Source organism: Streptomyces sp. NPDC059989 (assembly GCF_042736975.1).
Taxonomy (GTDB): Bacteria; Actinomycetota; Actinomycetes; order Streptomycetales; family Streptomycetaceae; genus Streptomyces.
Genome location: NZ_JBHWUO010000001.1, coordinates 28368 through 44521, shown reverse-complemented (window position 1 = coordinate 44521; position 16154 = coordinate 28368). Strand labels below are relative to the sequence as shown.

Below are 16154 nucleotides of genomic sequence, written 5' to 3'. Positions count from 1 at the left end.
GCACCACAGCAGCAACGACACGAAAGCTCTCTCCTGTCATGACAGAGAAGACCACCGGTGCCAGCTACGCAGCCGCAGGCGTGGACATCGAAGCGGGAGACCGCGCAGTCGAGCTGATGAAGGAGTGGGTGAAGAAGACGCAGCGCCCCGAGGTCCTCGGCGGCCTCGGCGGTTTCGCCGGCCTCTTCGACGCCTCCGCCCTCAAGCGCTACGAGCGCCCGCTGCTCGCCTCCGCCACCGACGGCGTCGGCACGAAGGTGGACATCGCCCGCCAGCTGGGCGTGTACGACACCATCGGCCACGACCTGGTCGCCATGGTCATGGACGACATCGTCGTCTGCGGCGCCGAGCCGCTCTTCATGACCGACTACATCTGCGTCGGCAAGGTCCACCCCGAGCGGGTCGCGGCCATCGTCAAGGGCATCGCCGAGGGGTGTGTCCTCGCCGGCTGCGCCCTGGTCGGCGGCGAGACCGCCGAGCACCCGGGCCTGCTGGGCCCGGACGACTTCGACGTGGCGGGCGCCGGCACCGGTGTCGTGGAGTACGACCGCCTGCTCGGCGCGGATCGCATCCGTACGGGTGACGCCGTCATCGCCATGGCTTCGTCCGGCCTTCACTCGAACGGGTACTCGCTGGTCCGTCACGTCCTCTTCGACCGGGCCAAGATGTCCCTGGAGCAGGAGATCGAGGAGTTCGGCCGCACCCTCGGCGAGGAGCTGCTGGAGCCCACCAAGATCTACTCGCTGGACTGCCTCGCGCTCACCCGTACGGCCGAGGTGCACGCCTTCTCGCACATCACCGGCGGCGGCCTCGCGGCGAACCTGGCCCGGGTCATCCCGGACCACCTGCACGCCACCGTCGACCGTGCGACCTGGGCCCCCGGCGCGGTCTTCGACCTGGTCGGCAAGGCCGGACAGGTGGAGCAGCTGGAGCTGGAGAAGACGCTGAACATGGGCGTCGGCATGATGGCCGTAGTCCCCGCCGATTCGGTGGACGTGGCCCTGACCGCGCTGGCCGACCGGGGTGTCGACGCCTGGGTCGCGGGCGAGATCCAGGGCCGCGGCGACCGCACCGAGGGCGCGACCCTCACCGGTACCTACGCGAGCTGAGCAGCACTGAAACCCGGCCCGGGGCAATGCCCTGGACCGGGTTTCAGCTATATGACCTGTGTGCAGACGCCCTAGGACGTCAAGCGCCGCGCCGCTGTGCCGACGGACCGGACTCTTCGTCCTCGTCGTCGTCGTTGTAGAGAGCCGCGTACTTGGCGTACGGGTCGTCGTCGTCCAGATCGTCATCGACTTCGACCGGCTCGCTGACAGGCAGCGGCTCCGTCGGCGATGCGCCCAGCTCATTGGCCAGACGCGAGAGGTCAGTCCCGCCGCTGTTGTACTTCAGCTGGCGGGCGACCTTTGTCTGCTTGGCCTTGGCCCGGCCGCGCCCCATGGCTCGACCCCCTCGGTGACGGGGCTCGACGGCCCCAGAGTCTGACACGCGTTCATGGTTCGGAGCGGGCTCTCCGTGGAGAGACCGTCCGTAGGGGTTTAACGGTACCTGCTTCCGCGGCCATACGGTACGCCGCCCGCATGACGCGCCCCGGTGCAGAACCAGCAAGGCGCCCCGTCCTCGCTGGTCAACCGCGATTTTAACGCTTTCCTGGCCCGCGACCCGCCGAAGCGCAGTGAGTTCCGTCTCGCCGCGCCCCGGCGGGGCCGCCCAGGGGTCCTCGGAAGGGTCAGACCGTGCGGGCGGCGCGGGCGTCCGCCATCCGCTGCTCGGCGATCCGGTCGGCCGCGGCGGCCGGCGGGATACCGTCCGCCTTCGCACGTGCGAATATGGCCAGAGTGGTGTCGAAGATCTCCGAGGCCTTCGCCTTGCAGCGGTCGAAGTCGAAGCCGCGCAGCTCGTCGGCGACCTGGATCACCCCGCCCGCGTTGACCACGTAGTCGGGCGCGTAGAGGATCCCGCGGTCCGACAGGTCCTTCTCGATGCCCGGGTGGGCGAGCTGGTTGTTCGCCGCACCGCAGACGATCTTGGCGGTCAGGGCCGGCACCGTCTCGTCGTTCAGGGCGCCGCCCAGCGCGCAGGGGGCGTAGATGTCCAGGCCCTCGACGCGGATCAGGGCGTCCGTGTCGGCGACCGCGGTGACCTTGCCCGGGTGCTTGTCGAGGATGCGGCGTACGGACTCTTCCCGTACGTCCGTGATCACGACCTCGGCGCCGTCCTCCAGCAGGTGCTCGACCAGGTAGTGGCCCACCTTGCCGACACCCGCCACGGCGACCTTGCGGCCGCGCAGCGTCGGGTCGCCCCACAGGTGCTGGGCGCTGGCGCGCATGCCCTGGAAGACACCGAAGGCGGTGAGCACCGAGGAGTCGCCCGCACCGCCGTTCTCGGGGGAGCGGCCGGTGGCCCAGCGGGTCTCGCGGGCGACGACGTCCATGTCGGCGACGTACGTGCCGACGTCGCAGGCGGTGACGTAGCGGCCGCCGAGGGACTCCACGAACCGGCCGTAGGCCTGCAGGAGTTCCTCGCTCTTGAGGACGTCCGGGTCGCCGATGATCACGGCCTTGCCGCCGCCGAGGTCGAGACCGGCGAGGGCGTTCTTGTACGACATGCCTCGCGAGAGGTTCAGCGCGTCCATGACGGCCTCCTCGTCGGAGGCGTACGCGTGGAAGCGCGTCCCGCCGAGGGCGGGGCCCAGGGCGGTGGAGTGGATCGCGATGACGGCCTTCAGGCCGGTGGCTCGGTCCTGGCACAGCACGACTTGCTCGTGGCCGCCCTGTTCCGTACGGAACAGGGTGTGCAGGACGCCGTCGGTCATTTCGGTCACGGTGGTGACTCCCATGGAAGAGATGCGGCGGAATGACGCCCGCCCTGCGGGTGGGGGAGGGCGTGCTGGGAGCAGAGTAAGACCTGCGGGGCGTGCGTAGTCGACCTGTCCGGAGATCGGAACACTCCCGGGGGACGAGCGGCCCCGGCCGGCCGGGAGAGAAGGGCCCCGGAGGTGAACCGGACCCCCGGGAGGGGCAGGTACGAGAGCGTGAGCGAATCCCGTCCTTCCGCGCGCTCTGCGCCGACCGTTCCGTACGCCTCCTACCTGCGCGTCTACGAGCCACTGGGTGCCTTTCCGGAGCCGGAGCGCACGCACTGGGCCGACTACGCCCGGCGCGGGGCCGCGCCGACCGCGCAGGACGAATTGCGCAGGTCGCTCACGGACTTGGTACGGGTGCCCGTGGTGGGGGTGCCGGCGCACGAGAGCGCGGACGCGTTCACGGCGGAGGTCGACGGGGTGCTGCTGGTCTGCCCGTGGCGGACCAGGCTGCGCGGCTGGCTGGCGCTCCAGGAGCTGGTCGAGTGGTTCCCGCGCCCGGTGCTGGACGCCGCGCTCCCGCCGGCGGCGCGCCGGCGCGCGGTCGAGGACTACGAGCGCTGGCGCGAACGGAACCCGGACGCGCGCCCGTGGATCCGTACCGGGGTGTGGCAGGTTCCGCTGCGCTGGTTCGTGCTGGTGGCGGAGGAGGAGCGGGAGTACCTGCCGGGCGAGCGGCTGCGCTACCGGACGCCGATGGTGCAGGCGCGGCGGCGCCTCGCGCGGGCGCTGCGGACCCTGCGGGAGGCGGAGGGGTACGGGATGCTCGCCGACGGCCTGGTGGAGGTGGGCAGCTGGCTGGAGGAGTTCCACCCGCGGTCGATGGTCGAACTGGACTACGGCGGGCTGCTGCACGCGCTGCCGGCGGCCGGGCTGGCGGCGGACCGCTCGGCCGGGGAGCTGGCGGAGGGGATCGCGGCCCTGCGGGCGGGCGACGCCGAGGGGGCGGCCGAGGTGTACGCGGAGCTGGCGGACCGGTGGCGGGCGGTCCGGGAGAGACTGTTCGCGAATTAGTCCGAGAGAGCGGATCATGCTCCGAGGAGCCGCGAGGGGCCCGTACGTACCCCTCCGTATCGTCCGATCGGCCATAAAGGGCAGATCAGAGGCTTGATCATGGCATTTGGGACGTAGTACCAGGACCTACGTCCCGATACGGGCCATTGGCCCAAGCGTGACGGACCGCACTATCTACACCCTTGCGCCCTTCCCCTACCCTCGTGCCAAAATAGGACAAGGAGTCCGGGGAGGGTTCCTTCCGTCCAACTAAGGGCGGAATGCTCGGCATTGCGCTCTACGGGGGGTCTGACGACTCCTGATCGCTCTGTGACTGATCGTCACAGTGGGGTGACTGTCCGTTATGGGACGGTCCATCGGCTTCCGCCGCTGATGAACACCTCGGAGGGCAATTCCGTCGGTTTGGCCCTTGAGGCTGGACGGATGGTGTAGTTGTAGTGCCGAGGACAAGCCGTTCGTCCTATAACCGACTCGGCCCGCGTATGTCCATTTCGGGCAACGCGGGCCAAGGTGCAGAATTTAGAGGAAAGAACCGAGATGGTTCGGTTCTCCCGAGGAGGCCGCTCATGACCGCTCGCACCCCTGATGCCGAGCCGCTGCTGACCCCGGCTGAGGTTGCCACGATGTTCCGCGTGGACCCGAAGACGGTCACCCGCTGGGCCAAGGCTGGCAAGCTCACGTCCATCCGCACCCTGGGTGGACACCGCCGTTACCGCGAGGCCGAGGTTCGCGCACTGCTTGCGGGAATTCCGCAGCAGCGCAGCGAGGCCTGAGGTTCCGCAGCACCCCGTTTTAACCGGGTCTATATCGGGTCCCCCAATCCGATGAAACCCACATAGCTTCATACGACCGAACCTGCCCCAACAGGTTCTCAGTCGTTCGATCGCGCTGGACTCCGCCGGGTCCAGCGCGATCTTTTTTATGCCCAGGTCAAGGCGGTATCGGGTGGGCGCGGGGGCTCCGGCGCGGTAGGTGCCATTGCACATATTAAATTGAGCGCGCGTAGGGGTGCGATAAATGTGCGAGTCTCAAAAACTGGTGCGGTGACTCCCGTCACAGATGATCACTCTTGTATTTCCGGCAATGCACCCCGTAAGGGGACGTGCGCGGTCGGGCGCATCATGCGAAAGGGGGATTCTGGCGGCGGTCGCGGGCCGGCCCCTCTGTGGCGGCCTGCGGGATCCTGGGCGGCGCGGCCGGTGCGACGGGCGACAGCGGCCCGGAGGGCGCCGGACGGGCCTGGGAGGGGCGTCGGGGCGCCCGTTGGGGCCCGGAGCGGCCCCAACGGCCCCTGAGGGGCCTTCGGGAGGCCTTCGAACCGCACTCGGGAGTCCTGGAGGCGGCCGGGGCCGGGTCGGCGGGCGCCGGCACCGCGGATTGCCCTGCCAACGCGTCAGGGCCCGTATCCCCTGGGGGATACGGGCCCTGACGTTTTTGCGAACCTGACGGGACTTGAACCCGCGACCTCCACCTTGACAGGGTGGCGAGCTAACCAACTGCTCCACAGGTCCTTGATTTGCGGCCGCTCGGCGGCTGCGAATCACACTGTACCGCAGCTCAGGGGGTGCAGTCGAACCCGATCACGGCGGAGGTCATCGGGCCGACGGCGGGGCCGCCGCATCCACCGCCTTCACGATGCGCTTGTCGGAGATCGGGTACGCCGTGCCGAGGGCGTGCGCGAAGTAGCTCACGCGCAGTTCCTCGATCATCCAGCGGATGTCCGTGACCGAGGCCGGCACCGGCCGCCCCTTGGGCAACTGCTCCAGCAGCCAGGCGTACTCGTCCTGCATCTCGTGGACCTTCTCCATGCGCGTGGTGTCGCGCTGGACGCCCGTGGGCATCTGCTGGAGCCGCCGGTCCGCCGCCACCAGGTAGCGCATCAGGTCCGGCAGCCTGCGCAGCCCGGCGAGGGTCACGAAGCCGGCCGGCACCAGGGCCGCCAGCTGCGTCTTCACGTCCTGGATGTTGGCCACCAGCGCCAGGCTGCTCGTGGCCTTCAGACGGCGCTCACAGGCCTGCCAGGCCGCCAGGACCTGCTGCACCTGGCCGATCGTGCGGACGGTCGTGTCCACCAGGTCGGCGCGGACGGCCTCGTAGAGCTTGCGGAAGCCCGCCTCGTCCCAGGCCGGTCCGCCGTGGTCGGCGATCAGCCTGTCGGTGGCCGCCGTCGCGCAGTCGTCGAACAGCGCCTGGATGGAGCCGTGCGGGTTCCTGGACAGGGCCAGCTTCTGCTGGTTGGTGAGGTGGTCCGAGGCGAACTTCGCCGGGTTCACCGGGATGTTGAGCAGGATGAGGCGCCGGGTGCCCAGCCACATCGCCTGCTGCTGCTCGGCCTCCGTGTCGAAGAGCCGTACGGAGACGCTCGCGCCCTCGTCCACCAGCGCCGGGTAGGCCTTCACCGGCTGGCCGGCCCGCCGGGTCTCGAAGACCTTGGTCAGCGTCCCGATGGTCCAGTCGGTCAGCCCGGTGCGCTCCACCGACTCCCCGCCCGCCCGCTCGGCGGTGGCCGCGGCGGCCTTGGAGAGGGCCTGGCGGGCCTTGGGCTTCAGCCGCAGCCTCAGCGCCTCCAGGTCCTTGTCCTCGGCGAGGTTCCTGCGCCGCTCGTCGATGATCCGGAAGGTGATCTTCAGGTGGTCCGGGATCCGGGTCAGGTCGAAGTCCTCGGCCGAGACCGGGACCCCCACCATCCGCTGGAGCTCGCGCGCCAGCGTGACCGGCAGCGGCTCCTGCAGGGGCACCGCCGTGTCCAGGAAGCGGCCGGCGAAGTTCGGCGCCGGGACGTAGTGCCGGCGGATCGGCTTCGGCAGCGAGCGGATCAGCTCGGTGACGACCTCCTCCCGCAGGCCCGGGATCTGCCAGTCGAAGCCCTCGTCGGTGACCTGGTTCAGGACCTGGAGCGGGATGTGCACGGTCACGCCGTCCGCGTCCGCGCCCGGCTCGAACTGGTAGGTCACCCGGAACTTCAGCTGCCCCTGCCGCCAGGAGTCCGGGTAGTCGGCCTTGGTGACCCCGGCCGCCTTCTCGGTCAGCAGCATCTCGCGCTCGAAGTCGAGGAGCTCGGGCTCCTCGCGCTGCTTGTGCTTCCACCAGGAGTCGAAGTGCGCCCCGGACACCACGTGTTCGGGGATCTTCTGGTCGTAGAAGTCGAAGAGGGTCTCGTCGTCCACCACGATGTCGCGGCGCCGGGCCCGGTTCTCCAGCTCCTCCACCTCGGTGAGGAGCTTGCGGTTGTCGGCGTAGAACTTGTGGTGCGTGCGCCAGTCGCCCTCGACCAGCGCGTTGCGGATGAACAGCTCGCGCGAGACCTCGGCGTCGATCCGGCCGTAGTTGATCTTCCGCTGGGCCACGATCGGCACGCCGTACAGCGTCACCTTCTCGTACGCCATCACGGCCGCCTGGTCCTTCTCCCAGTGCGGCTCGCTGTACGTGCGCTTGATCAGGTGCTGCGCGAGCGGCTCGACCCACTCCGCCTCCACCTTGGCGTTGACCCGCGCCCACAGCCGCGAGGTCTCCACCAGCTCCGCCGACATCAGGAACTTCGGCTGCTTCTTGAAGAGCGCCGAGCCCGGGAAGATCGCGAACTTGGCGGACCGGGCCCCCAGGTACTCGTTCTTGTCCGTGTCCTTCAGCCCGATGTGCGAGAGCAGGCCGGCCAGCAGCGAGATGTGGATGTTCTGCTCGGGGGCGTCCGTCTCGTTGACGTGGATCCCCATGGTCTTGGCGACCGTACGCAGCTGCGAGTAGATGTCCTGCCACTCGCGGATCCGCAGGAAGTTCAGGTACTCCTGCTTGCACATCCGGCGGAAGGAGGAGGAGCCGCGCTCCTTCTGCTGCTCGCGGATGTAGCGCCACATGTTCAGGAACGAGAGGAAGTCGCTGGTCTCGTCCTTGAAGCGGGCGTGGTTCTGGTCGGCCTGGGTCTGCTTGTCCGAGGGGCGCTCGCGCGGGTCCTGGATGGACAGGGCCGCCGCGATGACCATGACCTCGCGGACGCAGTTGTTCTTGTCGGCCTCGACGACCATGCGGGCCAGCCGCGGGTCCACGGGCAGCTGGGAGAGCTGGCGGCCCATGGGCGTCAGCTTCTTGCGCGGGTCCTTCTGCGCCGGGTCGAAGGCGCCGAGCTCCTGGAGGAGCTGCACGCCGTCGCGGATGTTGCGGTGGTCCGGCGGGTCGATGAAGGGGAACTTCTCGATCTCGCCGAGGCCGGCCGCGGTCATCTGGAGGATGACGGAGGCCAGGTTCGTGCGCAGGATCTCGGCGTCCGTGAACTCCGGACGGGCGTTGAAGTCGTCCTCGGAGTAGAGGCGGATGCAGATGCCGTCCGAGGTACGGCCGCAGCGGCCCTTGCGCTGGTTGGCGCTGGCCTGCGAGATCCGCTCGATGGGCAGGCGCTGGACCTTGGTGCGGTGGCTGTAGCGGGAGATGCGGGCGTTGCCCGGGTCGATCACGTACTTGATGCCCGGGACGGTGAGGGAGGTCTCGGCGACGTTGGTCGCGAGGACGATCCGGCGGCCCGTGTGCTGCTGGAAGACGCGGTGCTGCTCGGCGTGCGAGAGGCGGGCGTAGAGGGGCAGGACTTCAGTGAAGCGGAGATTCCGTTTGTTCAGCGCGTCCGCCGTGTCGCGGATCTCGCGCTCGCCGGAGAGGAAGACCAGGATGTCGCCGGCGCCCTCGGTCTGGAGCTCGTCCACGGCCTCGCAGATCGCGGTGATCTGGTCGCGGTCGGAATCCTCGGAGTCCTCCTCCAGCAGCGGCCGGTAGCGGACCTCTACGGGATACGTCCGGCCGCTGACCTCGACGATCGGGGCGTCCCCGAAGTGCCGGGAGAAGCGCTCCGGGTCGATGGTCGCCGAGGTGATGATCACCTTGAGGTCGGGGCGCTTGGGCAGCAGCGTGGCGAGGTAGCCGAGCAGGAAGTCGATGTTCAGCGACCGCTCGTGGGCTTCGTCGATGATGATCGTGTCGTACGCGCGCAGCTCGCGGTCCGTCTGGATCTCGGCCAGCAGGATGCCGTCCGTCATCAGCTTCACGAAGGTCGCGTCCTGGTCCACCTGGTCGGTGAACCGGACCTTCCAGCCGACCGTCTGGCCGATCTCGGACTTCAGCTCCTCGGCGATCCGCTCCGCGACCGTGCGGGCGGCGATCCGGCGGGGCTGGGTGTGCCCGATCATGCCCCGGACCCCGCGGCCCAGCTCCATGCAGATCTTGGGGATCTGCGTGGTCTTGCCGGAGCCGGTCTCGCCCGCGACGATCACGACCTGGTGGTCGCGTATCGCCTCGGCGATCTCGTCCTTCTTCTGGCTGACGGGCAGGTTCTCGGGATACGTGACCTCGGGCATCCGCGAGGCACGGCCGGCCAGTCGCTCGGCGGCCTTCGCGGCCTCCGCGGCGATCTCGTCGAGCACGGCCTGCTTGGCCTCGGGCTTGCGGATACGGCGGGCGCCTTCGAGGCGGCGGCCGAGGCGGTGCGCGTCACGGAGCGAGATCTCACCGAGAAGCGTCTGCAGGGCGGCGAAGGAAGTAGACATACCTGGTCGAGGATCTCACCTGGTCCCGCCGGGTGGCGAACGCATTTGTGGCCCTCCCCGTACCATTTCGGGACGAGTCCCCCAGTTGTGCGAGTGAGAGGCAGCCCACCGTGTCCCGCCGCCGCCGTACGTGGTGCCTGTGGGCAGCCGTACTCGCGCTGCTGCTGGGCACCCTTGCCCTCGCCGGGCAGCAGAACGCGGGCCCGGGCCCGCACCCGGCTGCCGCCGTGACGGCCCCGGGGCAGGGGCCCGCCTGTGCTCCCGACGCCCCGGACCGCGGGGGCGTGCCCGCCGTGCCCGTGCGGGCCGGTGGGGAGCATGTGCCGCTTCCCGTGGGCGGGGCAGTGTTCGGGGGGACGTGCTCGGAGTGGCCGATACCCGTCGGGGGCCTCGTACGGGGGACCGGTCGGGCCGCGCCCGGGCCGCTGGAGCTCGCGGTGATGCGGGTTTAGGGGACGGCCGTGCCCGTCCCCTTTCCCACCCGTAGCTCTGGAGCACCCGTATGTCCTCTTCCTCCCACAAGCCCTCCTCCCGCAAGCCCCTGCTGATCTCCGCCGGGGTCGCCCTCGCCGCCGTCGGCCTCGGGATCGTCTCCTGGCAGGCCACCGCCCCCGCGGACAAGCCCGCCCGGTCCGCCTCGGCGTCCGCGCCCCGGACGGACCCGGCGGCGGAGCTCAAGGCGCTCGCCCGCCGCGAAGCCGACGACCGGCTCGCCCTCGGCCGCGCCGACGCGCCCGTCGTCCTGATCGAGTACTCCGACTTCAAGTGCGGCTACTGCGGGAAGTTCGCCCGGGACACCGAGCCCGAGCTGGTGAAGAAGTACGTCGAGGACGGCACCCTGCGCATCGAGTGGCGCAACTTCCCGATCTTCGGCGCCGACTCCCAGGCCGCTGCCAAGGCCGCCTGGGCGGCGGGGCAGCAGGGCCGGTTCCGGCAGTTCCACGAGGCCGCGTACGCCGAGGGCGCCAAGGAGAAGGGCTTCGGCGAGGCCCGCCTCCTGGAACTGGCCGGACAGGCCGGGGTCCCCGACCTGGAGCGCTTCAAGAAGGACATGGCCGGCGAGGAGGCCGCCGCGGCCCTGAAGAAGGACCAGGAGGAGGGCTACCGCATCGGCGTCAGCTCCACCCCGTCCTTCCTGGTCAACGGGCAGCCGATCGCCGGCGCCCAGCCCCTCGGCGCCTTCACGGCCGCCATCGCGAAGGCCAAGGCCGCGGCGGCCGGCCAGTGACGGACATCGGCTACCTGGCCGCCCTGCTCGGCGGCCTCCTCGCGCTGCTCAGCCCGTGCAGCGCCCTGCTGCTCCCGGCCTTCTTCGCGTACTCGATCGACTCCGCCTCCCGGCTGCTGGCGCGGACCGGGATCTTCTACGCGGGCCTCGCGAGCACCCTCGTCCCGCTGGGTGCGGCCTCCTCGACCGCCGGCCGGTTCTTCCACGGCAACCGCGACACGCTGGTCCTCGTCGGCGGCTGGCTGATCATCGCGCTCGGCCTCGCCCAGATCCTGGGCCTCGGCTTCGCCTCGAAGCGCATCTCCGAGCTGTCCGGGAAGATCCGCCCGACGACCGCCCTGTCGGTGTACGCCCTCGGCGCGGTCTACGGCCTGGCCGGCTTCTGCGCGGGCCCGATCCTGGGCAGCGTGCTGACCGTGGCGGCGGTCAGCGGCAGCCCGGTCTACGGGGGCACGCTGCTGGCGGTGTACGCGCTGGGCATGGCCGTACCGCTCTTCCTGCTGGCCCTGCTGTGGGAGCGCTTCGAGCTGGGCGGGCGGCGCTGGCTGCGCGGGCGGGCCTTCAGGGTGGGCCGCTTCGAGCTGCACACCACCTCCGCCCTGTCCGGGCTGTTCTTCATCGCGCTCGGCGCGCTGTTCCTCGTCTTCGACGGGGCGAGCGCCCTGCCGGGGCTGCTGGACGTGGACGACTCGTTCGCGGTGGAGCAGCGGGTCCGGTCCCTGGCGGACGGGGTCCCGGACTGGGCGCTGCTCGGGCTGGTCGCGGCGGGGGCGGCGGCCTTCGGCCTGGTCCAGTGGCGCCGCAGGGCGCGGACGGAGGACGAGGGGGAGTAACCACAGAAGGCCCCGTCCGATGGACGGGGCCTTCTTGATGGTGGCTGGGGCCGGGGTCGAACCGGCGACCTATCGCTTTTCAGGCGATCGCTCGTACCAACTGAGCTACCCAGCCACGAGACTGTTTCCAGCCTCAGCGAACCTGACGGGACTTGAACCCGCGACCTCCACCTTGACAGGGTGGCGAGCTAACCAACTGCTCCACAGGTCCTTGCAGTGTGCGAGACAAGTCTTGCACACGGTAATGCGTACCCCCAACGGGATTCGAACCCGTGCTACCGCCTTGAAAGGGCGGCGTCCTGGGCCACTAGACGATGAGGGCTAAAGGCCCGCCGGGCACTTTCCAGCGCGTCGGGGACGTGAGAAGCATATGGGATCCGGGGAGCTATCGCCAAAACGGTTTCCGCCCCTCCAGGGGGAGGGGCCCCCACCGGAGGGACAATGACCGCGTGCTGGAGATGACGCGCGAGGAGTTCGAAGAGCTCGTCGCAGAGGCCCTGGACCGCATCCCGCCGGAGCTGACGCGGCTGATGGACAACGTGGCGGTGTTCGTCGAGGACGAGCCGCCCGCCGACGACCCCGAGCTGCTCGGGCTCTACGAGGGGACGCCGCTGACGGACCGCGGCGAGTGGTACGCCGGGGTGCTGCCCGACCGGATCACCATCTACCGGAATCCCACGTTGCGGATGTGCGAGGACCGGGAGAGCGTGGTCGCCGAGACGGAGGTCACCGTGGTGCACGAGATCGCCCACCACTTCGGGATCGACGACGAGCGGCTGCACGCGCTGGGCTACGGATGACCCGGCCGGTCGAGGGTGCCGAGGCGATCGACCCGGACGTCGACCTGCACGTGCCCGCCCAGGCCGCCGAGCCGCGGGGCCGGGTGCTCGCGGCGGTGGCGGCGGGCGGGGCGATCGGCGCCTCGGCGCGGTACGGGATCTCCCTGCTGTGGCCGACCGGGCCCGGGGCCTTCCCGTGGGCGACCTTCTGGATCAACGCGGGCGGGAGCGCGCTCATCGGCGTACTCATGGTGCTGATCGGGGAGGGCGGGCGCTCGGCGCATCCGCTGGTGCGGCCCTTCGTCGGGACCGGGGTGCTCGGCGGGTTCACCACCTTCTCGACCTACGCGGTGGACTTCTCGCGGCTCCTGGACGAGGGGGAGGCACCGGTCGCGCTGGCGTACGCCGGGCTCACGGTGGTGGCGGCGCTGGGCGCGGTGTGGGCGGCGGCCTCGGTGACGCGGCGGGCGGTGGGGCTCCGTTCCGGGGACGGCTCGGGATCCCGGGACGGCTCGGGACCCCGGTGAACTGGCTGATCGTGGTCGTGGGCGCGGCCGTCGGCGCTCCGCTGCGCTATCTGACGGACCGTGCGGTGCAGGCCCGGCACGACGCCGTCTTCCCCTGGGGCACCCTCATGGTCAACGCGGCCGCCTGCCTGCTGCTCGGCTCGCTGGCCGGCGCGGCCCTGGCCGGGGCCTCCTCGGCGCGGCTGGACCTGCTGCTGGGGACCGGGCTGTGCGGGGCGCTGAGCACCTACTCGACCTTCTCGTACGAGACGCTGCGGCTGGCCGAGAGCGGCCGGAGATTCCTCGCGGGGGCGAACGTGGCGGTATCGGTGCTGGTCGGGCTGGGCGCCGTACACCTCGGGTCACAGGTGGCGCGGCAGCTGTTCGGCTGAGGGCGTGTCTCTCACGGGTCAAAGGGAGTTGGGCACATTGACCCGCTCATGCGGACCCTCACCCCTCAGGCTCCGGAGGTGCCCCCGTGCGCCAGTTGTCCGCTTCCCTCCGACTGGCCGTCACCGCGCTCGCGGTCGCGGCGACGGCCGGCTGCATGAGTGTCGGCGAGGACGCGGCGAAGCCCGGGCCCTCCTCCGCCGCGGACCGCAAGGGCGGTGCCGGGTCGGCCGGCGGCGCCGCCGGGCGGGGCTCCGGGGTCCACGGCAACGGACACGGCGCGAAGGACGGTACGGGGAACCAGGACGGCAAGCCCAAGGAGGACGGCAAGGCGTCCGGCGCGACCGGGGGCTCGCCCAGCCCGGGCGCGCCGAGCGCCGGGCCCGGAGCGCCCTCGCCGTCGGCGGGACCGGGCGGCGGGGCGGGTGGTCAGGGCCCCCAGCAGCCGCCCTCGGGCGGGTCGGGTGGTTCGGGCGGCTCCGGGGGCGCGGGCGGCTCGGTCGGATCGGGTGGCTCGGGAGGCTCGGGCGGCGGTCAGCCGACGACCGGGCCGACCGCGGAACCCCCCGCTCCGACGACCCCGCCTGTGACGGAACCCACTCCGCCGGAGAGCCCGCAGCCGGAGCCGACCACCCAGCCCGTGCCGCAGCCGTAGCCCTGGTCGCGGCCCCTCCCAGCCCGTCGCAGCGAGCGCCCACCCCCTTCGGACCTGCGGGCGGCCCGAGGTGTCTTCGCAGGTCAGAGCCGGTTTGGCCGGAGCGACTTGCCAGACCCGGGGGAGGGTGCGTATGGTTATAGATCGTTTGATCCCATTGCCCGGCGCCGAATCCGAAGAGCGCCGCGTGGCGCGTACTCTCCCTAGCCGTGGCTGACCGCATTGAGGCGGTCGATTTGCGATTCACGGAGTTTGGGCGCGTGCCGAGACTCCGGAAGGTTTCGCATTTCGCATGTCCATTTCCAGTTCTGACCGTTCCGTCATGCCCGAGAACGACTCCAACGAGATCGTCACCGAGATCGTCGACGCTGCCCCGGCCCTCGTGGCCGACGAGGCCGTCGAGGTCCTTGAGGCCATCGAGGCCATCGAGGCGGACGAGATCATCGAGTCCCTCGAGGACTCCACCGACTTCGACGAGGACGGCGAGGCCGACGCCGACGCCGAGCCCTCCATCACCTTCGGCGACCTCGGTCTGCCCGAGGGCATCGTGCGCAAGCTCGCCCAGAACGGCGTCACCGCGCCCTTCCCGATCCAGGCCGCGACCATCCCGGACGCCCTGGCCGGCAAGGACATCCTCGGCCGCGGCCGCACCGGCTCCGGCAAGACCCTCTCCTTCGGTCTGCCGACCCTGGCCTCGCTGGCCGGCGGGCACACCGAGAAGAAGAAGCCCCGCGCGATCATCCTCACGCCGACCCGTGAGCTCGCGATGCAGGTCGCGGACGCCCTCCAGCCCTACGGCGACGTGCTCGGCCTGAAGATGAAGGTCGTCTGCGGCGGTACCTCCATGAGCAACCAGATCTTCGCTCTGGAGCGCGGTGTCGACGTCCTCGTCGCCACCCCGGGCCGTCTGCGCGACATCATCAACCGTGGCGCCTGCTCCCTGGCGAACGTCCAGGTCGCGGTCCTCGACGAGGCCGACCAGATGGCCGACCTGGGCTTCCTGCCCGAGGTCACCGAGCTGCTCGACCAGATCCCCGGCGGCGGCCAGCGCATGCTCTTCTCCGCCACCATGGAGAACGAGATCGGCACCCTGGTCAAGCGCTACCTGACCAACCCCGTCACGCACGAGGTCGACAGCGCGCAGGGCAACGTCACGACCATGACGCACCACGTCCTCGTCGTGAAGCCGAAGGACAAGGCGCCGGTCACGGCCGCCATCGCCGCCCGCAAGGGCCGCACCATCATCTTCGTCCGCACCCAGCTGGGCGCCGACCGCATCGCCGAGCAGCTCGTCGAGGCCGGCGTGAAGGCCGACGCGCTGCACGGCGGCATGACGCAGGGCGCCCGTACCCGCGTCCTCGCGGACTTCAAGGACGGCTACGTCAACGCGCTCGTCGCCACCGACGTCGCCGCCCGCGGCATCCACGTCGACGGCATCGACCTGGTCCTGAACGTGGACCCGGCCGGCGACCACAAGGACTACCTGCACCGCTCGGGCCGTACCGCCCGCGCCGGCAAGTCGGGTGTCGTGGTCTCCCTCGCCCTGCCGCACCAGCGCCGCCAGATCTTCCGCCTGATGGAGGACGCGGGCGTCGACGCCTCGCGCCACATCGTCCAGGGCGCCGGCGCCTTCGAGCCGGAGGTCGCCGAGATCACCGGTGCGCGTTCGCTGACCGAGGTCCAGGCCGACTCCGCGAACAACGCCGCGAAGCAGGCCGAGCGCGAGGTCGCCGAGCTCACCAAGCAGCTGGAGCGCCTGTCGCGCCGTGCCGTCGAGCTGCGCGAGGAGGCCGACCGCCTGGTCGCCCGCTCCGCGCGTGAGCGCGGCGAGGACCCGGAGGCCGCTGTCGCCGAGGTGGCCGAGGCCGCCGAGGCCGAGGTCGCGGCTGCCGCCGCGGCCGCTGCCGCCGAGCTGGCCGCGCAGGAGCGCCGCGAGGAGCAGCGCGCCCAGCGCGACGACCGCGGCAACTTCGAGCGTCGCGACAACCGCGGTGGCGACCGCGGCGGTGACCGTGGCGGCTTCCGCCGTGACGACCGCGGCGACCGCGGCGGTGACCGTGGCGGCCGTCCGTCCGGTGGCTTCAACCGCGATGACCGTGGTGGCGACCGTGGCGGCTTCCGCCGCGATGACCGTCCGTCGGGTGGCTTCCGTTCCGGTGGCGACCGTCCGGCCGGTGGTGGCTTCCGTCGTGACGACCGTCCCTCGGGTGGCTTCAACCGCGATGACCGTGGTGGCGACCGTGGCGGCTTCCGCCGTGACGACCGTCCGTCGGGTGGCTTCCGTTCCGGTGGCGACCGTCCGGCCGGTGGTGGCTTCCGTCGTGACGACCGTCCCTCGGGTGGCTTCAACCGCGA

Annotated in this window: 13 protein-coding genes and 4 tRNA genes; 10 read left to right on the top strand and 7 right to left on the bottom strand. The window is 70.8% G+C overall.

Going from position 1 to position 16154, the window contains the following annotated elements; translation table 11 throughout:
• Positions 1-38 precede the first annotated feature (38 nt).
• Positions 39-1109, top strand: a complete 1071-nt coding sequence (gene purM / locus ACFWBN_RS00185) for a phosphoribosylformylglycinamidine cyclo-ligase (RefSeq protein ID WP_385168088.1) — start codon at positions 39-41, stop codon at positions 1107-1109.
• A 79-nt stretch (positions 1110-1188) separates the two neighbouring features.
• Here the strand turns inward: purM and ACFWBN_RS00180 are convergent, their stop codons facing one another.
• Positions 1189-1443 (bottom strand): DUF3073 domain-containing protein, encoded by a 255-nt coding sequence (locus ACFWBN_RS00180; RefSeq protein ID WP_215014111.1) that lies wholly within the window; start codon positions 1441-1443, stop codon positions 1189-1191.
• Between the two features lie 289 nt (positions 1444-1732).
• Complete coding sequence (locus ACFWBN_RS00175) at positions 1733-2827, bottom strand: Leu/Phe/Val dehydrogenase (protein ID WP_385168083.1); 1095 nt, start codon at positions 2825-2827, stop codon at positions 1733-1735.
• Positions 2828-3037: 210 nt separating this feature from the next.
• Here ACFWBN_RS00175 and ACFWBN_RS00170 point away from each other — a divergent pair, with 210 nt between their 5' ends.
• Positions 3038-3880, top strand: coding sequence for a hypothetical protein (locus tag ACFWBN_RS00170; protein ID WP_385168080.1), 843 nt, complete (start codon positions 3038-3040; stop codon positions 3878-3880).
• Between the two features lie 566 nt (positions 3881-4446).
• A complete protein-coding gene (bldC, locus tag ACFWBN_RS00165) occupies positions 4447-4653 on the top strand; it encodes a developmental transcriptional regulator BldC (RefSeq protein ID WP_003949541.1) in 207 nt (68 codons plus the stop codon).
• A gap of 664 nt (positions 4654-5317) precedes the next feature.
• Here bldC and ACFWBN_RS00160 read toward each other — a convergent pair.
• Positions 5318-5391, bottom strand: a tRNA-Asp gene (locus tag ACFWBN_RS00160).
• Between the two features lie 81 nt (positions 5392-5472).
• A complete protein-coding gene (gene hrpA / locus ACFWBN_RS00155; protein ID WP_385168078.1) occupies positions 5473-9408 on the bottom strand; it encodes an ATP-dependent RNA helicase HrpA in 3936 nt (1311 codons plus the stop codon).
• Positions 9409-9910: 502 nt separating this feature from the next.
• Between hrpA and ACFWBN_RS00150 the strand changes: the two genes are divergently transcribed.
• On the top strand, positions 9911-10636 hold the full coding sequence (locus ACFWBN_RS00150; protein WP_385168075.1) for a DsbA family protein: 726 nt from the start codon (positions 9911-9913) through the stop codon (positions 10634-10636).
• Positions 10633-11469, top strand: a complete 837-nt coding sequence (locus ACFWBN_RS00145) for a cytochrome c biogenesis CcdA family protein (RefSeq protein ID WP_385168073.1) — start codon at positions 10633-10635, stop codon at positions 11467-11469. The genes ACFWBN_RS00150 and ACFWBN_RS00145 overlap by 4 nt, the downstream gene beginning before the upstream one ends.
• 38 nt (positions 11470-11507) lie before the next feature.
• On the opposite strand, the gene ACFWBN_RS00140 is transcribed toward ACFWBN_RS00145, so the two are convergent.
• The 3 genes from ACFWBN_RS00140 to ACFWBN_RS00130 all read right to left on the bottom strand — a co-directional run bounded on the left by ACFWBN_RS00140 (position 11508) and on the right by ACFWBN_RS00130 (position 11791).
• A tRNA-Phe gene (locus tag ACFWBN_RS00140) sits at positions 11508-11584 on the bottom strand.
• A gap of 22 nt (positions 11585-11606) precedes the next feature.
• Positions 11607-11680: transfer RNA gene (locus ACFWBN_RS00135), tRNA-Asp, on the bottom strand.
• A gap of 38 nt (positions 11681-11718) precedes the next feature.
• Positions 11719-11791 (bottom strand) — tRNA-Glu (locus tag ACFWBN_RS00130).
• A 127-nt stretch (positions 11792-11918) separates the two neighbouring features.
• Here ACFWBN_RS00130 and ACFWBN_RS00125 point away from each other — a divergent pair.
• The 5 genes from ACFWBN_RS00125 to ACFWBN_RS00105 form a co-directional block, all read left to right on the top strand.
• Positions 11919-12269 (top strand): metallopeptidase family protein, encoded by a 351-nt coding sequence (locus tag ACFWBN_RS00125; protein ID WP_030012899.1) that lies wholly within the window; start codon positions 11919-11921, stop codon positions 12267-12269.
• Entirely contained in the window at positions 12266-12775 is a 510-nt protein-coding gene (locus ACFWBN_RS00120) for a CrcB family protein (protein WP_385168068.1), read from the top strand. The genes ACFWBN_RS00125 and ACFWBN_RS00120 overlap by 4 nt, the downstream gene beginning before the upstream one ends.
• Positions 12772-13146, top strand: a complete 375-nt coding sequence (gene crcB, locus ACFWBN_RS00115) for a fluoride efflux transporter CrcB (RefSeq protein WP_385168064.1) — start codon at positions 12772-12774, stop codon at positions 13144-13146. The genes ACFWBN_RS00120 and crcB overlap by 4 nt, the downstream gene beginning before the upstream one ends.
• An 86-nt stretch (positions 13147-13232) precedes the next feature.
• A complete protein-coding gene (locus ACFWBN_RS00110; protein ID WP_385168061.1) occupies positions 13233-13799 on the top strand; it encodes a hypothetical protein in 567 nt (188 codons plus the stop codon).
• A 292-nt stretch (positions 13800-14091) separates the two neighbouring features.
• A partial coding sequence (locus tag ACFWBN_RS00105; protein WP_385168058.1) for a DEAD/DEAH box helicase occupies positions 14092-16154 on the top strand: 2063 nt, incomplete at its 3' end.